General features: G+C 65.5%; 15 protein-coding genes. 11 read left to right on the top strand and 4 right to left on the bottom strand.

Annotated elements, in window-relative coordinates; translation table 11 throughout:
* Positions 1-41 precede the first annotated feature (41 nt).
* The 3 genes from hemF to ACTPOI_RS00920 all read right to left on the bottom strand — a co-directional run bounded on the left by hemF (position 42) and on the right by ACTPOI_RS00920 (position 3,127).
* Positions 42-1,013 carry an oxygen-dependent coproporphyrinogen oxidase gene (gene hemF / locus ACTPOI_RS00930; RefSeq protein ID WP_440105586.1) on the bottom strand — a complete coding sequence of 324 codons (972 nt, stop codon included), beginning with the start codon at positions 1,011-1,013 and terminating at the stop codon, positions 42-44.
* A complete protein-coding gene (gene purD, locus ACTPOI_RS00925) occupies positions 1,013-2,293 on the bottom strand; it encodes a phosphoribosylamine--glycine ligase (protein WP_094291078.1) in 1,281 nt (426 codons plus the stop codon). The genes hemF and purD overlap by 1 nt, the downstream gene beginning before the upstream one ends.
* Positions 2,294-2,407: 114 nt before the next feature.
* Positions 2,408-3,127 (bottom strand): YebC/PmpR family DNA-binding transcriptional regulator, encoded by a 720-nt coding sequence (locus ACTPOI_RS00920; protein WP_015014275.1) that lies wholly within the window; start codon positions 3,125-3,127, stop codon positions 2,408-2,410.
* Positions 3,128-3,207: 80 nt separating this feature from the next.
* Here ACTPOI_RS00920 and ACTPOI_RS00915 point away from each other — a divergent pair, with 80 nt between their 5' ends.
* The 10 genes from ACTPOI_RS00915 to ACTPOI_RS00870 all read left to right on the top strand — a co-directional run bounded on the left by ACTPOI_RS00915 (position 3,208) and on the right by ACTPOI_RS00870 (position 15,120).
* Complete coding sequence (locus ACTPOI_RS00915) at positions 3,208-4,755, top strand: helicase HerA-like domain-containing protein (protein WP_440105583.1); 1,548 nt, start codon at positions 3,208-3,210, stop codon at positions 4,753-4,755.
* 184 nt (positions 4,756-4,939) lie between these two features.
* Positions 4,940-5,749 (top strand): glycine-rich domain-containing protein, encoded by an 810-nt coding sequence (locus ACTPOI_RS00910; protein ID WP_440105581.1) that lies wholly within the window; start codon positions 4,940-4,942, stop codon positions 5,747-5,749.
* Between the two features lie 126 nt (positions 5,750-5,875).
* Positions 5,876-6,721 carry an enoyl-CoA hydratase-related protein gene (locus ACTPOI_RS00905; protein ID WP_440105579.1) on the top strand — a complete coding sequence of 282 codons (846 nt, stop codon included), beginning with the start codon at positions 5,876-5,878 and terminating at the stop codon, positions 6,719-6,721.
* Between the two features lie 262 nt (positions 6,722-6,983).
* Positions 6,984-7,988, top strand: a complete 1,005-nt coding sequence (locus ACTPOI_RS00900) for a threo-3-hydroxy-L-aspartate ammonia-lyase (protein ID WP_252661231.1) — start codon at positions 6,984-6,986, stop codon at positions 7,986-7,988.
* A 36-nt stretch (positions 7,989-8,024) separates the two neighbouring features.
* A complete protein-coding gene (upp, locus tag ACTPOI_RS00895; protein ID WP_094291073.1) occupies positions 8,025-8,654 on the top strand; it encodes a uracil phosphoribosyltransferase in 630 nt (209 codons plus the stop codon).
* A 224-nt stretch (positions 8,655-8,878) separates the two neighbouring features.
* Positions 8,879-9,889 (top strand): BMP family protein, encoded by a 1,011-nt coding sequence (locus ACTPOI_RS00890; RefSeq protein ID WP_440105576.1) that lies wholly within the window; start codon positions 8,879-8,881, stop codon positions 9,887-9,889.
* Positions 9,890-10,278: 389 nt separating this feature from the next.
* Complete coding sequence (locus tag ACTPOI_RS00885; RefSeq protein ID WP_440105574.1) at positions 10,279-11,250, top strand: 5'-methylthioadenosine/S-adenosylhomocysteine nucleosidase; 972 nt, start codon at positions 10,279-10,281, stop codon at positions 11,248-11,250.
* A 201-nt stretch (positions 11,251-11,451) separates the two neighbouring features.
* Positions 11,452-12,996 carry an ABC transporter ATP-binding protein gene (locus ACTPOI_RS00880; protein ID WP_440105572.1) on the top strand — a complete coding sequence of 515 codons (1,545 nt, stop codon included), beginning with the start codon at positions 11,452-11,454 and terminating at the stop codon, positions 12,994-12,996.
* A 24-nt stretch (positions 12,997-13,020) separates the two neighbouring features.
* The gene (locus tag ACTPOI_RS00875; protein WP_440105570.1) at positions 13,021-14,082 is read left to right on the top strand and encodes an ABC transporter permease; all 1,062 of its coding nucleotides are present in this window, start codon (positions 13,021-13,023) and stop codon (positions 14,080-14,082) included.
* Between the two features lie 114 nt (positions 14,083-14,196).
* Positions 14,197-15,120 (top strand): ABC transporter permease, encoded by a 924-nt coding sequence (locus tag ACTPOI_RS00870; RefSeq protein ID WP_409834291.1) that lies wholly within the window; start codon positions 14,197-14,199, stop codon positions 15,118-15,120.
* A 34-nt stretch (positions 15,121-15,154) separates the two neighbouring features.
* Here the strand turns inward: ACTPOI_RS00870 and ACTPOI_RS00865 are convergent, their stop codons facing one another.
* A complete protein-coding gene (locus ACTPOI_RS00865; RefSeq protein ID WP_440105568.1) occupies positions 15,155-15,514 on the bottom strand; it encodes a VOC family protein in 360 nt (119 codons plus the stop codon).
* A 75-nt stretch (positions 15,515-15,589) separates the two neighbouring features.
* Here ACTPOI_RS00865 and ACTPOI_RS00860 point away from each other — a divergent pair, with 75 nt between their 5' ends.
* Positions 15,590-16,873 carry an amidohydrolase family protein gene (locus ACTPOI_RS00860; protein ID WP_440105566.1) on the top strand — a complete coding sequence of 428 codons (1,284 nt, stop codon included), beginning with the start codon at positions 15,590-15,592 and terminating at the stop codon, positions 16,871-16,873.
* The last annotated feature ends 1 nt before the right edge of the window (position 16,874 follow it).

Raw genomic sequence — 16,874 nt, 5'->3', positions numbered from 1 at the left:
GGCCAGCTATTGAAATTATAGCTTTTGCGCTTTTTACCCCGTCAGCACGCCGCCGCAGCAGCGCTGGCCAGCCAATCCCGGCGCACCAGAAAGCGCTGCAGCAACTCGGCTTCGGCCGAATCGGCGGCGTCAGAGCGCTGGTACGACCAGGCCACCAGCGGCGGCATGGACAGCAGGATGGACTCGGTGCGCCCGCCCGACTGCAGGCCAAAGTGCGTGCCCCGGTCCCACACCAGGTTGAACTCGACATAGCGGCCCCGGCGGTAGAGCTGGAAGTTGCGCTCGCGCTCGCCAAAGGGCGTGTTCTGGCGTTTTGCCACGATGGGCAGGTAGGCCCCCAGAAAGGCATCGCCCACCGACTGCGTCATCGCCAGGCTTTGTTCAAAGCCCAGCTCCGAGAAGTCGTCATAAAACACGCCGCCCACGCCGCGTTGCTCGTTGCGGTGCTTGAGGAAGAAATACTCATCGCACCACTGCTTGAAGCGTGGGTACTTGTCCTCACCAAAGGCGTTGAGCGCATCGCGGCAGGTGCGGTGAAAGTGCACCGCATCCTCTTCAAACCCGTAGTACGGCGTGAGGTCCATGCCGCCGCCAAACCAGCAGGTGGGCTCCTGGCCGGGGTGCCCGGCAGCGATCATGCGCACGTTCATGTGCACCGTGGGCACATACGGGTTGCGCGGATGGAACACCAGCGACACGCCCATGGCTTCGAACGGCGCTCCCGCCAGTTCGGGCCGGTGCTGCGTGGCCGAGGGCGGCAGCTGCGGGCCACGCACGTGGCTGAAGCCGCAGCCCGCGCGTTCAAACACCCGGCCACCCTCCATGATCTTGGTGATGCCATCGCCCTGCAGCGGCTCGCCGGGCGGCTTGCTCCAGGCGTCGGCCAGAAAACGTGCTCCGCCCTCGCCTTCGACAGCTTCGAGGGCACCGGTGATGCGGGACTGCAGGCCCTGCAGGTAGCCGCGCACGCGCGCCACCGTCTCGGCGGCATTCATGCTTTGCGCGTAAGCCATCAGCTTTTCAGGGCACGGAAGCCGATGTCACGGCGGTACTGCGCGCCATCAAACTGGATGCCACGTGCCACGTCATAGGCACGCTGCTGCGCCTGCTTGACGCTGTCGGCCAGCACGGTGACGCACAGCACCCGGCCGCCCGTCACGCTGACCACGCCGTCTTTCAGTTGCGTGCCTGCGTGGAACACCACGGCATCGTCCGCATCGGCGGGCAGACCGGTGATGGCGTCGCCCTTGCGCGGGTTCTCGGGGTATCCGTGGGCGGCCATGACCACGCCCAGCGCGGTGCGTCGGTCCCATTGCAGTTCCATTTGGTCGAGCTTGCCGTCAGCGGCAGCGGCCATCACGTCACTGAAGTCGCTTTTCAGGCGCATCAGGATGGGCTGCGTCTCGGGGTCGCCCATGCGGCAGTTGAATTCAAGCGTCTTGGGCTGGCCCTTGGCGTCGATCATCAGGCCCGCATACAGAAAGCCGGTGTAGGGAATGCCGTCCTTTTCCATGCCCCGGATGGTGGGCAGGATGATTTCGCGCATGGCGCGGGCATGCACATCGGCCGTGACCACGGGGGCAGGCGAATAAGCGCCCATGCCGCCGGTGTTGGGGCCTTCGTCGCCGTCCTTCAGGCGCTTGTGGTCCTGGCTGGTGGCCAGGGCCAGCACGTTCTTGCCGTCGCACAGCACGATGAAGCTGGCTTCCTCGCCTTCGAGGAATTCCTCGATCACCACGCGCGCGCCGCCTTCGTTGTGTGTCACGCCGTATTTGTTGTCCACCAGCATGAAATCCACAGCGTCATGCGCCTCCTGCAGCGTCATGGCCACGACCACGCCCTTGCCGGCCGCCAAGCCGTCGGCCTTGATGACGATTGGCGCACCCAGCCGGTCCACAAATGCGTGCGCCGCCGCCGGGTCGGTGAAGGTGTCGTAGTCGGCCGTGGGGATGCCGTGGCGGCGCATGAAGGCCTTGCTGAACGCCTTGGAGCTTTCGAGCTGGGCAGCCGCCTTGGTGGGGCCGAAGATGCGCAGGCCGTTGGCACGGAACTCATCGACCACACCGGCCGCCAAGGGGGCCTCGGGGCCCACCACCGTCAACGCGATCTTCTCGGCCTGGGCCCAGGTGCGCAGCTCGCGCACATCGGAGATCGCCACGTTTTCGAGCTTGGGGTTCAAGGCCGTACCACCGTTGCCGGGTGCCACAAACACCTTGGTCACCTTGGGGGACTCGCTCAGTTTCCACGCCATCGCGTGTTCACGGCCGCCGCCACCAATCACAAGTACTTTCATAGGAACCTTTGGTGAACCCGGCCCAGAGCGCTGCGCTGCTGGGTGGGGTTCGGGGAAATATCAGTCGGAAAACAAGTCAGGGCAAGAAAAAAGCGGCGACCTGCAGGTGCAAAGTCACAGCGCCGCGTTGTGATAGACCTCTTGGGTGTCGTCCAGGTCTTCCAGCACATCCAGCAGCTTTTGCATCTTGGCGGCGTCTTCGCCAGTCAGTTCGATGGTGTTTTCGGGCCGCATGGTCACACCCGCCACCTCGGCCGTCAGGCCTGCGGCCTCCAGCGCGTTTTTCACGGCTTCAAAGTCGGCAGGGGCGGTCAGCACCTCCACCGCGCCGTCTTCGTCGGTCACTACGTCTTCGGCACCCGCCTCCAAGGCCACTTCCATCACCTTGTCTTCGCTGGTGCCAGGGGCAAAAATCAGCTGGCCGCAGTGCTTGAACTGGAACACCACCGAGCCTTCCGTGCCCATGTTGCCGCCGTGTTTGCTGAACGCATGGCGCACTTCGGCCACGGTGCGCACGCGGTTGTCGGTCATGGTGTCGATCATGATGGCCGCGCCACCAATGCCATAGCCTTCGTAGCGGATTTCTTCGTAGGTCAGGCCCTCGGCGTTGCCCGTGGCCTTGTCGATGTTGTATTTGATGCGGTCGGCGGGCATGTTGGCCGCCTTGGCCTTGTCCACCGCCAGGCGCAGGCGGGGGTTGGCAGACAGATCGCCGCCACCGGCACGGGCGGCCACAGTGATTTCACGAATGATGCGGGTCCAGATCTTGCCGCGTTTTTCATCCTGCCGCCCTTTGCGGTGCTGGATATTCGCCCATTTGCTGTGTCCTGCCACGAGAGATCCTTTTGTATTGATTTAATCTACTGAGCGCGATTTTACTTTTTGCCGAACCTGTACCCCCGAGGAAACCCCAAATGGCCGAACCCCTGCTGATTGCCAAGCACGACACCATTGAATGCCACCTGCTTCCCGGCCTGGCCAACCGCCACGGGCTCATCACCGGTGCCACCGGCACGGGCAAAACCGTGACGCTGCAGACCCTGGCCGAGAACTTCTCGCGCATTGGCGTGCCGGTGTTCATGGCGGACGTGAAGGGCGACCTCACAGGCGCCAGCCAGCCGGGCAAGATTGGCGACAAGTTGGCGGGCGTGCTCAAGGAACGCGGCCTGGGTCTGCCAGAACCTTTGGCCTGCCCCACCACGTTGTGGGACGTGTTTGGCGAGCAAGGCCATCCGGTGCGCGCCACGGTGTCGGACATGGGCCCGCTGCTGCTGGGCCGCATGCTCAACCTGAACGAGACGCAGCTGGGCGTGCTGAACCTGGTGTTCAAGATCGCCGATGACAACGGACTGCTGCTGCTGGACCTGAAGGACCTGCGCGCCATGCTCACCTTCGTGGGCGACAACGCCAAGGAATTCACCACCGAATATGGCAACGTGAGCGCCGCCAGCGTGGGCGCCATCCAGCGCGGGCTGCTGCAAATCGAGCAACAGGGCGGCAGCGAGTTCTTCGGCGAGCCCATGCTCAACATCCAGGACTTCATGCAGACGGTGGACGGCCACGGCGTGGTGAACATCCTGGCGGCCGACAAGCTCATGAATTCGCCACGCCTGTACGCCACCTTCCTCTTGTGGATGCTGTCGGAGCTGTTCGAGCAACTGCCCGAAATCGGCGACCCCGAGCAACCCAAGCTGGTCTTCTTCTTCGACGAGGCCCACCTGCTGTTCAACGAGGCGCCCAAGGTGCTCATCGAGCGCATTGAGCTGGTGGTGCGATTGGTGCGCTCCAAGGGCGTGGGCGTGTACTTTGTCACCCAGAACCCTCTCGACATCCCCGACAGCGTGCTGGCCCAACTGGGCAACCGCGTGCAGCACGCGCTGCGCGCCTTCACCCCGCGCGACCAGAAAGCCGTGAAGGCGACGGCCACCACCATGCGGCAAAAACCGGGCCTGGACATCGAAACCGCCATCACCGAGCTGGCCGTGGGCGAGGCGCTGGTGAGCTTTCTGGACGCCAAGGGCCGCCCGAGCGTGACCGAGCGCGTGTTCGTGCTGCCCCCGGGCAGCCAGCTGGGGCCCATCACCCCGCAGCAACGCCAGGCGCTGATGGCCAATTCGCTGGTGACCGGTGTGTACGAAACCACGGTGGACCGCGAATCCGCCTACGAAAAGCTCAAGGGCCGCGCCGAAAACGCCCCGCCCGCACCCGCAAGCACGCCTGCCAGCCGCAAAGCGGGTGGTGCCAGCCCCGTGGGCACAGCCCCGGGCGGGGCCCAGCCGCAGGAGAGCAGCTTCCTCAACGACCTGCTGTTTGGCACCACCGGCCCGCGCGGCGGGCGCAAGGACGGCCTGGTGCAGACCATGGCCAAGTCGGCCGTGCGCACCGTGGGCACCAACGTGGGCAAGGAGATCCTGCGCGGCGTGCTGGGCGGCATCTTCGGCGGCGGCAGCAAGCGCCGCTGAACGGAGAAGGGGTGGCGCGGCGGCGCGGTCGGGCAGCTGCCGCCCCGCGCCCCGCTGCCACCGAGAGCCCTCCGAAGGTGTGGTGGCCTTGTGACAGGCTGGCGACAATGCCACGCGTTTGTCACGATTTGGTCACATTGCGGCCGTGCAATGGCCGAAACACACAACAACAAGGAGGGACACGATGCAACGCGTAGAACACGCCCTGGTGCGCTGGGGCAATAAGGTGGTCCAGGCAGCCATCGTCCTGTGGGTGCTGGCTTTCATCGGGGTGTTTGCCGGGGTGTGGAAGCTCCGGTGGATCTGGCTGCTGTATGTGTTTGTCACGGTGCTGCTCACCGTGGTGCTGATCCGCTGGACCACCGCCGTGCGCGAGCGCTACATCCGCGAAGCCCCCCTGCCCCGCTTTCTGCAGCGCAAGCTGCGCGAGGTCTACCCCCACCTGAGCCCCCGCGACTGTGATCTGGTCGAACGCGGCCTGCGCCAGTTCTTCATGGCCTGCCTGCGCAGCAACAAGGACTTTGTGGCCATGCCATCCAAGGCCGTGGATGCTTTGTGGCACGAGTTCATCCTGCACACGCAGGCCTACAAGCTGTGGTGCCACAACGCCCTGGGCTTCTTCTTGCACCACACCCCGGCCGAGGCTCTGGGCAAGAAAGCCCGCCACAACGACGGCCTGCGCCGCTGCTGGTACTGGGCCTGCAAGGAAGAATCCATCGACCCCAAGGCCCCCAGCCGCCTGCCCCTGCTGTTTGCGCTGGATGCCAAGTTCGCCATTGCCGGGGGCTTCACCTACGTGCCCGACTGCTCCGATATCGCCCGCAAGAGCGACGCGGGCGGCAGCGGCGGCGACAGCTACTGCGGCACCAGCTTCTCGGATGGCAGCTACAGCGGCAGCGCAGGCGACTTTGGCGGCGCGGAAAGCTCGGACGGAGGTGGCGGGGACGGAGGGGGAGATGGCGGTGGTGGCTGCGGCGGCGGGGGCGGCGACTGACCTCCACCATTTTGCTCCTCTATTTATAGCGAGAAACCCAACACAGACAGGCAGAGACAGCCACATTCATCGAAAGTCACCCAGGCGACGACCCGCCTGCGACCAGCGGGTCTACAGTGACGGACCATGAACACCACCCTCACCTGCTTCTCCCTCAGCATCACCAACCATGTGGCCCACCTGGTGCTGAACCGCCCCGAGGCCATGAACACTATGCACCCCACCTTCTGGCGCGAGCTGGACGAGGTGCTGGCTGCGTTAAACAAGAGCGGCGAGGCGCGCGCGCTGGTCGTCAGCAGCACCGGCAAACACTTCAGCGCGGGCATGGCGCTCGAAACCTTTGGCGGCGCCATCACCATGGACGACCAGAGCCCCGAGGGCCGCGCCGCCATCTTTGACCTGCTCACCGACATGCAGGCCACCTTTACCCGCATCGAGAGCTTGCGCATCCCCGTCATCATGGCTATCCAGGGCGGCTGCATCGGCGGCGCGGTGGACATGGTGACAACGGCCTGCGTGCGCTATGCCACGGCCGACGCGTTCTTCTGCATCCAGGAGATCAACATCGGCATGGTGGCAGACGTGGGCACGCTGCAGCGCCTGCCCAAGCTCATCCCGCTGGGTGTGGTGAAAGAACTGGCCTACACCGGCCGCCGCCTGAGCGCGCAAAGGGCCCAGGGCCACGGCCTTGTCAACGAAGTCTTCGACACGCCAGAGGCCATGGTGGCCGCCGCGCTGCAGTGCGCGCAAGAGATTGCCAGCAAACCCCCTGTCGCCATCTGGGGCACCAAGCAGGCCGTGAACTACGCGCGCGACCACAGCGTGGAAGACAGCCTGCGCCAGATGGGCTGGCTGCAAGGCGCCATCTGGAGCAACCGACATGTGATGGAGTCCGTCACGGCGATGAAGCAAAAGCGGGCGGGTGAGTTCCCGGCGCTTACGCCGCTGATCCGCTTCAGCGAACAGGGTTGAGGGACGGAGCTGGCGGACGAGGCTGGCGGACGGCTCCGCCCCCCAGCCGCAGATCGCTGGACCGCCCGGCCGCCTGCGACGCAGGCCTCAAGGGCCGGAGCCGGGCCAGGCTCTGAGGGCAAACACCTCGTGCACTACCAAATTCATAGCTACCCGCGCTTACCCATCGCGCGCTGGCAGCTATTTTTGCGCCAACTCTGGACCCAAAGGGCTATCATGTGGAAACCCGGGGCGGCCCACGCCCCGCTGCAAGGACGCCACCATGACCGTGCCCAGCATGCCCCCCTCTGTGAGCCTGCCCACCCATGACGACGTGGCCGCCGCCGCCCGGCGGCTGGCAGGCGTGGCGCACCACACACCGGTGATGCGGTGCAACACCATCGACGAGCGGCTGGGCGCCAAGCTGTTCTTCAAGTGCGAGAACCTGCAGCGCACGGGTGCCTTCAAGTTCCGGGGCGCCTACAACGCGCTGGCCCAGTTCAGCGACGCGCAGCGCGAACATGGCGTGCTCACCTTCTCGGCCGGCAACCATGCGCAGGCCATTGCCCTGTCGGCCCGGTTGCTCGATATGCCTGCCCTGGTGGTAATGCCCGAGGACGCCGCCGCCTCCAAGATGGCCGCCACGCGCGAATACGGCGCCCAGGTGGTCACCTACAACCGCTACACCGAAGACCGAGAGGCCATCAGCCGCCAGCTGGCGCGCGAGCGTGGCATGACGCTGATCCCGCCGTTCGACCACCCCCATGTGATTGCGGGCCAAGGCACGGCCGCCCTGGAACTGCTGCAGGAGGTGCCCGACCTGGACTACCTGTTTGTCAGCCTGGGCGGCGGCGGCCTGCTCTCGGGCAGCCTGCTGGCCGCGCAGGCGCTGGCGCCCCGGTGCAAGGTGATCGGCGTCGAGCCCGAGACGGCCAACGACGCCCAGCAATCGCTGCGCGCGGGCCACATCGTGCGCATTCCCAACCCGCACACCATCGCCGACGGCGCGCAGGCACCGAGCCTGGGCGAACTCACCTACCCCATCATCCGCGAGCATGTCGAAGACATCGTCACCGTGAGCGACCAGCAGCTCATCGAAGCCTTGCGCTTTTTTGCAGCGCGCATGAAAGTGGTCGTTGAACCCACGGGCGCTCTGGCGTTTGCTGGCGCGCAGGCCTTTTCGGGCGAAGACGATGGCGCCAAGCTGCTGCACGGCGAGCGCGTGGGCGTGATCGTGAGCGGGGGGAACGTCGATCTGCCGCGCTACTCGCGGTTTCTGGCAGACTGATGCCCATTTCAAAAAAGCAATTTCCTACTTCCTGCCATGAGCAACGTCACCGTCATCACTCACCCCCTCGTCCAGCACAAGCTCACGCTGATGCGCAAAAAGGACGCGAGCACCAACAGCTTCCGCCGCCTGCTGGGCGAACTCTCCACGCTGATGGCCTACGAAGTCACGCGCGACATGCCGCTGCAGGACATCGAGATCGAAACCCCGCTGGAAACCATGACCGGCAAGGTCATCGACGGCAAGAAGCTGGTGCTGGTCTCCATCCTGCGCGCGGGCAACGGCTTTCTGGACGGCATGCTCAACGTGGTGCCCGGCGCCCGCGTGGGCCACATCGGCCTGTACCGCGACCCGGCCACGCTGCAGCCGGTGGAGTACTACTTCAAGATGCCGTCCGAGATGGACGAGCGCGACATCATCGTGGTGGACCCGATGCTGGCCACCGGCAACTCGGCCGCGGCCTGTGTGGACCGCCTGAAAAAGCTCAACCCCCGCTCCATCAAGTTCGTCTGCCTGCTGGCCGCCCCCGAAGGCGTGGCCACGCTGCAGAAGGCCCACCCCGATGTGCCCATCTTCACCGCCGCCATCGACCGCGAGCTGAACGACCACGGCTACATCCTGCCGGGCCTGGGTGATGCGGGCGACCGCATTTTTGGCACCAAATAAGAGCACAGCGCGCCGGGGCGTGCACCAGCCACCGCAGGGCCATGGAGCCCGGCAGTGGCTTTTTTCATGGTGGCTTGTCCGCGTCCGCAAATTTTTACCACCTGGTGGCTTTCCTCTGGCAGACTTGCCAGCGGTTTGCCGCAGTCCGGGGGGCCTACTGGCGCGCTCCTTGCTTGACAAAGGCACCTCCAACCCTTTGTTCGTTTGTCTGAAGGAACCCCACCATGACCACTCGCCGCCTTTTCACCGGACGCCTGTTCTGCACCTCCCTGGCCCTCTCGGCTGCCATGGCGATGGCGCCCTCACTGGCCACAGCGCAGTCCAAGCTCAAGGTCGCGGCGATCTACACGGTACCCTTCGAGCAGCAATGGGTCAGCCGCATCCACAAGGCGCTCAAGGCCGCCGAAGCGCGCGGCGAGATCGAATACAAAGCAAGCGAGAACGTCAGCAACGCCGACTACGAACGCGTGATGCGCGAGTACGCCACGGGCGGTAACCAGCTCATCGTGGGCGAGGCCTTTGCGGTGGAAGCCGCCGCCCGCAAGGTGGCCAAGGACTTCCCCAAAACGTCCTTCCTGCTGGGCTCCTCCGGCAAGCCGCAGGCGCCCAACTTCAGCGTGTTCGACAACTACATCCAGGAGCCCGCGTACCTGAGCGGCATGATCGCTGGAGGCATGACCAAGACCAACAAGATCGGCATGGTGGGCGGCTTCCCCATCCCCGAGGTGAATCGCCTGATGCATGCCTTCATGGCGGGAGCCAAAGAGACCAATCCCAAGGTCGAGTTCACCATCACCTTCATCAACAGCTGGTTTGACCCACCCAAGGCCAAGGAGGCCACCTTCGCGATGATCGACAAGGGCGCCGACGTGCTCTATGCCGAGCGCTTTGGCGTGAGTGATGCGGCCAAGGAAAAGGGCAAGCTCGCCATCGGCAACGTGATCAACACCCAGGACAAGTACCCCGACACGGTGGTGGCATCGGCCATCTGGCACATGGAACCCAGCATCGACCGCGCGCTCAAGCTGGTCAAAGAGGGCAAGTTCACAGCCGAGGACTACGGCCCGTATTCGATGATGAAGCACAAGGGCTCTGAACTCGCGCCCCTGGGCACGTTCGAGAAGAAGGTGCCCGCAGACATCGTCGCCAAGGTCAAGGCGAAAGAGGCCGACATCCTGGCCGGCAAGTTCACCGTGAAGGTGGACGACAGCCAGCCCAAGTCCACGGCCAAGTAAGCGGAGTGGATGACAAACCTCTTCTGGCGTTGTTGCTGCGTCTTGTCGTACTTGCAGTACTGCCTGCGACACAGCGCTCAGGGATCCTCTGCACAAATCATCGCGCCGTTTGCATCTGCGGTCTCGGGCGGTCTGCATCGTTGCAAATACTCGCAATAGCTACGGCTATTGCTGCGTTTTTGCGCCTTGCAGCCCGCTCCGATCCGCAGCGCACACTTGCCGCTCGATTCGTGCAAAGGATCCCAGACCAGAACCGATGCTCTGAGCTTTGTCAGCCACTCCAAATCACCCATGCGAGACAAAGCGGGTAAACACCTGGGCCACCACTCATCGCGGTGGCCCTTTTCGTTGTCGTTATCCGTCCGTCTCTGTCCCTACCTGGTATCTCCATGACCACCTCCTCATCCACCCTGTTGCGCTACGCCATCACCTCTCATTCCACCCGGCTGCTGGGAGCACTGGCATTGGCGGGTGCGCTGGCCGGTTGCGCATCCAGCCCCACCAGCAAGACGGCGGTCCGGCTGGACGACACACCCCGCATCGCCGTCATCTCCGCCTTTGCGCCGGAGCTGACGGTGCTGCTGCCTCAAGTGCAACAGCCCGCCAAACACCGCATCAACGGCGTTGAATTCACCACTGGCACGCTCGAAGGCAAGCCGGTGGTGGTGTTCCTCTCCGGCATCAGCATGACCAACGCGGCCATGAACACGCAGCTGGTGCTGGACCGCTTCAATGTGAGCCATGTGGTCTTCAGCGGCATTGCCGGTGGCGTCAACCCGAGCCTGCACATTGGCGACGTGACGGTGCCTGCACAGTGGGGCCAGTACATGGAATGGCTGATGGCGCGCGAAGACCAGCCCGGCCAATACAGCGCCCCCGCCTGGATGAAAAGCGAGCTGACGATGCCCGCCTTCGGCATGATGCACCCACGCCCGGTGGAGGTTCGGACGGCCGCCAACCCCCAGATCATCAAGAAGTTCTGGTTTGAGGCCGACCCGAAGATGCTGGCCACTGCCCGCAGCCTGCAGAACGTGGGCCTGGAGCACTGCCTGGCCGCCACCTGTCTCAAGCAGCGCCCGCAGCTGGTGGTGGGCGGCAATGGCGTGTCGGGCCAGGCGTTTGTAGACAACAAGGCCTTCCGCGAATACGCCTTCAAGACCTTCGAGGCCAACGTGCTCGACATGGAAACCGCCGCTACCGCCATGGTGGCCCACAGCAACGGCGTTCCCTACATCGCGTTCCGCTCGCTGAGCGACCTGGCCGGTGGCGGCGAAGGCGAGAACGAGATGGGCACGTTCATGGGCCTGGCGGCCGCCAATTCGGCCAAGGTGCTGCGGGCGTTTCTGTCGGCCTGGAAATGAGCGCAATGAACCCACAACGGCCTTCGCGATGCGCCGGTAGCCCCTCCCCCCTCGCGGGGGAGGGGTTGGGGAGAGGGGGCGCGTGGAAGCACGCGCTCTGCCTGGCTTTAGCGCGGAGCCCCCTCTCCCCAGCCCTCTCCCGCGAAGGGAGAGGGAGTGACAGCCCACCGCAGCCAGCGCGCAGCACTGCGGAGGCCTGACATGGAACCCGTCCTGCGCCTGTCGGGCATCACCAAACGCTTCGGCAAGCTCGTCGCCAACGACAGCATCAGCCTGACCCTCGCACGCGGCGAGGTGCTGGCCCTGCTGGGCGAAAACGGTGCGGGCAAGTCTACGCTGATGTCCATCCTGTTCGGGCACTACGTGGCCGACGAAGGCAGCATCGAGGTCTTCGGCCAGCCCCTGCCGCCCGGCCAGCCGCGCGCGGCGCTGGCGGCGGGCATTGGCATGGTGCACCAGCACTTCACGCTGGCCGACAACCTCACGGTGCTGGACAACGTGCTGCTGGGCACCGAGCCGCTGTGGCAGCCCTTCTCGCGCCGCAGCGAGGCGCGCGCCAAGCTGCTGGCCGTGTCGCAGCAGTTTGGCCTGCCCGTCAGCCCCGATGCGCGCGTCGGAAACCTTTCAGTGGGCGAGCGCCAGCGGGTCGAAATTTTGAAAGCGCTCTACCGGGGCGCGCGCATCCTCATCCTGGACGAACCCACCGCCGTGCTCACCCCACAGGAGAGCGAGGCGCTGTTCGATACCCTGGCGCAGATGGTGACGCAGGGCCTGTCCATCATCTTCATCAGCCACAAGCTGGGCGAAGTGCTGCGCGTTTCACACCGCGTGGCCGTGCTGCGCCAGGGCAAGCTGGTAGCCGAGGCGCCTGCGCAGGGCACCACGCAAGGGCAGCTGGCGCAATGGATGGTGGGCCATGCCATTGAAGCGGCCAAGCGCCGCCCCGCTAAGAACATGGGCGAGCCCATCTGCACCCTGACCCACGTCAGCACCGCCCCCACAGGGCGCGACCGGCTGAACGATGTGTCCCTCACCCTGCGCGCGGGCGAGATCGTGGCGATTGCAGGCGTCAGCGGCAACGGCCAGGTGGCGCTGGCCGATGTGTTGTGTGGCGTGCGCGCAGCCTCCTCGGGCGCGGTCACCCTGCGCGGCGCCCCTCTGCAAGCCCGGCCCGCATGGCTGGTCAGCCAAGGCGTGGCCCGCATCCCCGAAGACCGCCACGCCGTGGGCGTGGTGGGTGACCTGCCCGTGTGGGAGAACGCCGTATCCGAACGCCTGCGCGGCCCCTGGTTTGCACACCCATGGTTTCGCGCCTTCTGGGTCAAACGCCGCGCGGCGCGCCAGCATGCAAAGCAGGTGGTCGAGACCTTTGACGTACGCGGCGGCGGACCGGATGCGCCTGCGCGGTCGCTGTCGGGCGGCAACATGCAAAAGCTCATCCTGGGCCGGGCGCTGATGCCGCCACAGAATGGCGCGGACAACACCGCGCCCGCCCCCCAACTCATCGTGGCCCACCAGCCCACCTGGGGGCTGGACATTGGCGCGGTGATGTTTGTGCAGCAGCAACTCATCACAGCCCGTGACAACGGCGCCGCCGTGCTGCTGATCTCCGACGACCTCGACGAAGTGCTGGCGTTGGGCGACCGCGTGGCGGTGATGCATGACGGGCGCCTGAGCGAGGCCCGGCCCGCAGAAGGCTGGACGCGCGAAGCCATCGGCCTCGCGATGGCAGGCGCTGCACATTGAGCGACAACAACAAGAACAACCCACATGAGACTCGAAAAACGCAACCACACCTCCCCCGCCGCCTACGTGCTGGCACCGGTGGGTGCTGTGGTGTTCACATTGATCGTCAGCGCCCTGCTGGTGCTGTGGGCAGGCGCGCCGGTGGGGCAGACCTACGCGCTGCTGCTCCAAGGCGCGTTCGGCTCGGTGTTTGCACTGACCGAAACCCTCACCCGCGCCACGCCGCTGATCATGACCGGGCTGGCAGCGGCCGTGGCCTTCCGCGCGCGGCTGTTCAACATTGGCGCCGAGGGGCAGCTTTATGCAGGCGCGCTGGCCGCTGTGGCGGTGGGCGGCATGCATGGCGGCACGGGGCTGGAGTGGTCGCCCTATGTGCTCTTTCCACTGGTGATGCTGGCGGCCGCGCTCGCGGGCGCCGCGCTGCTGCTGGGCCCTGCGCTGATGAAAGCAAGGCTGGGCGTGGACGAGGTGGTCACCACGCTGCTGCTCAACTTCATCATGCTGCTGCTCGTCTCGGCGCTGCTGGATGGGCCGATGAAAGACCCGCTCTCGATGGGCTGGCCGCAGAGCGTGGCACTGCAAGGCGACCTGGAACTCTCCAAGCTGGTGCCGCAGACGCGGCTGCACACGGGGCTGCTCTGGGCGGTGTCGCTGGCCGTGATGCTGTGGGCGCTGCTGGCGCGCACGGTGCCGGGCTTTGACATCCGCGCTGCCGGGGCCAATGCGCGGGCGGCGGCGTTTGCAGGTGTGCCCATTACCCGCACTGTCGTGCTCGTGGCCTTGCTGTCGGGTGGGCTGGCCGGGCTGGCGGGTGCCATCGAGGTGGCGGGCCGCACCAGCTATGTGACGCTCGACATGTCACCCGGCTACGGCTACAGCGGCATCGTGATCGCCATGCTGGCCGGGCTGCACCCGCTGGGCGTGATCGCGGCGGGCACCTTTGTGGCGGGCGTGCTGGTAGGGGCCGACAGCATGAGCCGGGCGGTGGGCGTGCCCACCTACATTGCAGATGTGATCGTGGCGACCTCGCTGATCGCAGTGCTGGTGGCGGGCTTGCTGACGCAGTACCGCGTGCGCTGGAAGTGAGGGCAGCATGAACCCCCATTCACACCAGAATTTCAATAAAAATGGGCCTTTACCGCGCGTCCATCATGCCTTTTTAGCTATCAAAAACAAAGCAAACCATGCCGGAGCAGCCGCATGACCGAACTGCTCGACATCCTCGCCAACCCCGCGTTCTGGATCGCCACACTGCGCGTGGCCACCCCGCTCATCCTGGGCACGCTGGGGGTTTTGCTGTGCGAGCGCGCCGGGGTGCTCAACCTGGGGATTGAAGGGATCATGGTGGCCGGGGCTTTCGCCGGCTGGCTCACGGTGTACGCAGGCCATGGACTGTGGACCGGGGTGCTGGTGGCAGCGCTCACGGGCGCTGTCTTCGGGCTATTGCACGCATGGCTCACGGTGGGGCTAGCGCTGTCGCAGCATGTGTCGGGGCTGGGCATCACGCTGCTGGCCACGGCGCTCAGCTACTACGGCTACCGCGTGAGCTTCCCCAAGGTGAACACGCCGCCCACGATCGAACCGTTTGCACCCATGGAGTGGCTGGGCATTCCGATCCTGTCGGCACAGACGCCGCTCACGCTGCTGGCCCTGCTGCTGGTGCCGCTCTTGGCCTGGGTGCTGCTGCGCACACCGCTCGGCCTGGCAGTGCGCATGGTGGGCGAGAACCCGCAAGCGGCCGAAGGCCAGGGCATCTCGGTGGCGGCAACCCGCACCGGCGCCATCGTGGCGGGGTCGGCGCTGATGGGCGTGGCGGGGTCGTTCCTCACGCTGTCGGCGTTCAACGCGTTTTTCTTCAACATGATCAACGGGCGCGGCTGGATCTGCGTGGCGCTGGTGGTGTTTGCGTCGTGGCGGCCCGGCAAGGCGCTGCTGGGTGCGCTGCTGTTTGCCTTTTTTGACGCGCTGCAGCTGCGCCTGCAGCAGGCGGGCGATGCGTGGCTGCCGTACCAGGTGTATCTGATGCTGCCCTACCTGCTGTCCATCCTGGCGCTGGTGCTGGTGGCACGCAAGGCGGCGTATCCGCAGGCGCTGATGAAGCCGTATCGCAAGGGGGAGCGATGAGAAGATGCGAATGCGCCCACCACGCCCGATTCATTCACCCCCTCGGGTCGGACCACACCGCAAACTCGTTGCCGCTGGGCTCGGTGAAGTGAAAGCGTCGCCCACCCGGAAAGTCGAAAACCGGCTTGACCACATGGCCACCCGCCTGTACCACTTTGGCCAATGTAGCTTCGAGGTCTGCGCTGTAGAACACCAGCAAGGCGCCGCCAGTGGCCGGGGTGGAGCACAGACTGGCCTGAAAGAAGCCGCCGTCCAGCCCCTGGCCCGAGAAGGCTGTGTATTCGGGGCCATAGTCCACAAAGGCCCATGCAAAGGCCTTTTCAAAGAACGACTTGGTGGCAGGCAAATCGCGCGCGGCAAATTCGACGTAGTTCAGCTTTTCATGTGCGTTCATGGATGACCCTTTCCCTTTCTGATTGAGACCCCGCAGTGTGCCTGTACGTCCAGACGAATATCTACACTCCCCACCATGCTCGACCTGCTCATCACCCACGCCACCCTGGCCGACGGCCGCCGGAACATGTCCATCGCCGTGCAGGGCGGCCGCATCACCGAAGTGACCGAAGGTCTGCAAGCCCCCGCGCATGAAACGGTGGATGCCGGCGGCCTGCTGGTCAGCCCCCCGTTTGTGGACGCGCACTTCCACATGGATTCGACCCTGAGCTACGGCCAGCCGCGCGTGAACGAGAGCGGCACCCTGCTCGAAGGCATTGCGCTGTGGGGCGAACTCAAGCCCACTCTGACCCACGACACCATCGTGCAGCGCGCGCTGCAGTACTGCGACATGGCCGTGGCGCGCGGGCTGCTGGCCATCCGCAGCCATGTGGACACCAGCCACCCCAGCTTGCTGCCGGTGGAGGCGCTGCTGGATGTGAAGCAGCGCGTGGCGCCGTACCTGGATTTGCAACTGGTGGCTTTCCCGCAAGACGGCGTGCTCCGCGCCCCCGGCGGGCTCGACAACCTGAAACGCGCGCTCGATATGGGTGTGGACGTGGTGGGCGGCATTCCGCACTTCGAGCGCACCATGGCCCAGGGGGCTGAGAGCGTGAAGATCCTCTGCGAACTGGCCGCTGAGCGCGGCAAGCGCGTGGACATGCACTGCGACGAGAGCGATGACCCGCACTCGCGCCACGTCGAGACCCTGGCGTACGAAACCCAGCGCCTGGGCCTGCACGGCCGCGTGACGGGCTCGCACCTCACCTCCATGCACAGCATGGACAACTACTACGTCAGCAAGCTCATCCCTTTGATGGCCGAGGCCGACCTGGGCGTGGTGGCCAACCCGCTCATCAACATCACGCTGCAGGGCCGCCACGACACCTACCCCAAGCGCCGGGGCATGACCCGTGTGCCCGAGCTGATGGCCGCGGGCCTGACGGTGGCGTTTGGCCACGACTGCGTGCTGGACCCCTGGTACAGCGGCGGCAGCGGCGACATGCTGGAGGCCGCGCACATGGGCCTGCATGTGGGCCAGATGACCAGCCAGGCAGGCATGCGGCAATGTTTTGATGCTGTGACGGTGAACCCCGCGCGCCTGCTGGGGCTGGAGGGTTACGGCATTGCGCCCGGCTGCCACGCCGACTTCGTGTTGCTGCACGCGAGCAACCCGGTGGAGGCCATCCGCCTGCGCGCTGCGCGGCTGGGGGTGTGGCGGCGCGGCCAGCGGGTAGCGAGCAGCCCAGCGCCGGTGGCACAGTTGCGCCTGCCGGGGCGGCCAAGCAGTACAAATTTCATTTCAACGGGCAGCTCTTGAG

The sequence above is a fragment of the Acidovorax sp. BL-A-41-H1 genome, from assembly GCF_051942715.1.
The sequence above is the reverse complement of the archived record's forward strand: the minus strand, read 5'-3'. Positions and strand labels throughout refer to the sequence as shown.

Coding starts and splice junctions, on each gene's coding strand:
- ACTPOI_RS00910 (WP_440105581.1), top strand. CDS start 4,940: ATGCAACGCGTAGAACACGCCCTGGTGCGCTGGGGCAATAAGGTGGTC.
- ACTPOI_RS00875 (WP_440105570.1), top strand. CDS start 13,021: ATGAGACTCGAAAAACGCAACCACACCTCCCCCGCCGCCTACGTGCTG.
- ACTPOI_RS00870 (WP_409834291.1), top strand. CDS start 14,197: ATGACCGAACTGCTCGACATCCTCGCCAACCCCGCGTTCTGGATCGCC.
- hemF (WP_440105586.1), bottom strand. CDS start 1,013: ATGGCTTACGCGCAAAGCATGAATGCCGCCGAGACGGTGGCGCGCGTG.
- ACTPOI_RS00860 (WP_440105566.1), top strand. CDS start 15,590: ATGCTCGACCTGCTCATCACCCACGCCACCCTGGCCGACGGCCGCCGG.
- upp (WP_094291073.1), top strand. CDS start 8,025: ATGAGCAACGTCACCGTCATCACTCACCCCCTCGTCCAGCACAAGCTC.
- ACTPOI_RS00890 (WP_440105576.1), top strand. CDS start 8,879: ATGACCACTCGCCGCCTTTTCACCGGACGCCTGTTCTGCACCTCCCTG.
- ACTPOI_RS00905 (WP_440105579.1), top strand. CDS start 5,876: ATGAACACCACCCTCACCTGCTTCTCCCTCAGCATCACCAACCATGTG.
- ACTPOI_RS00900 (WP_252661231.1), top strand. CDS start 6,984: ATGACCGTGCCCAGCATGCCCCCCTCTGTGAGCCTGCCCACCCATGAC.
- ACTPOI_RS00865 (WP_440105568.1), bottom strand. CDS start 15,514: ATGAACGCACATGAAAAGCTGAACTACGTCGAATTTGCCGCGCGCGAT.
- ACTPOI_RS00915 (WP_440105583.1), top strand. CDS start 3,208: ATGGCCGAACCCCTGCTGATTGCCAAGCACGACACCATTGAATGCCAC.
- ACTPOI_RS00885 (WP_440105574.1), top strand. CDS start 10,279: ATGACCACCTCCTCATCCACCCTGTTGCGCTACGCCATCACCTCTCAT.
- ACTPOI_RS00880 (WP_440105572.1), top strand. CDS start 11,452: ATGGAACCCGTCCTGCGCCTGTCGGGCATCACCAAACGCTTCGGCAAG.
- purD (WP_094291078.1), bottom strand. CDS start 2,293: ATGAAAGTACTTGTGATTGGTGGCGGCGGCCGTGAACACGCGATGGCG.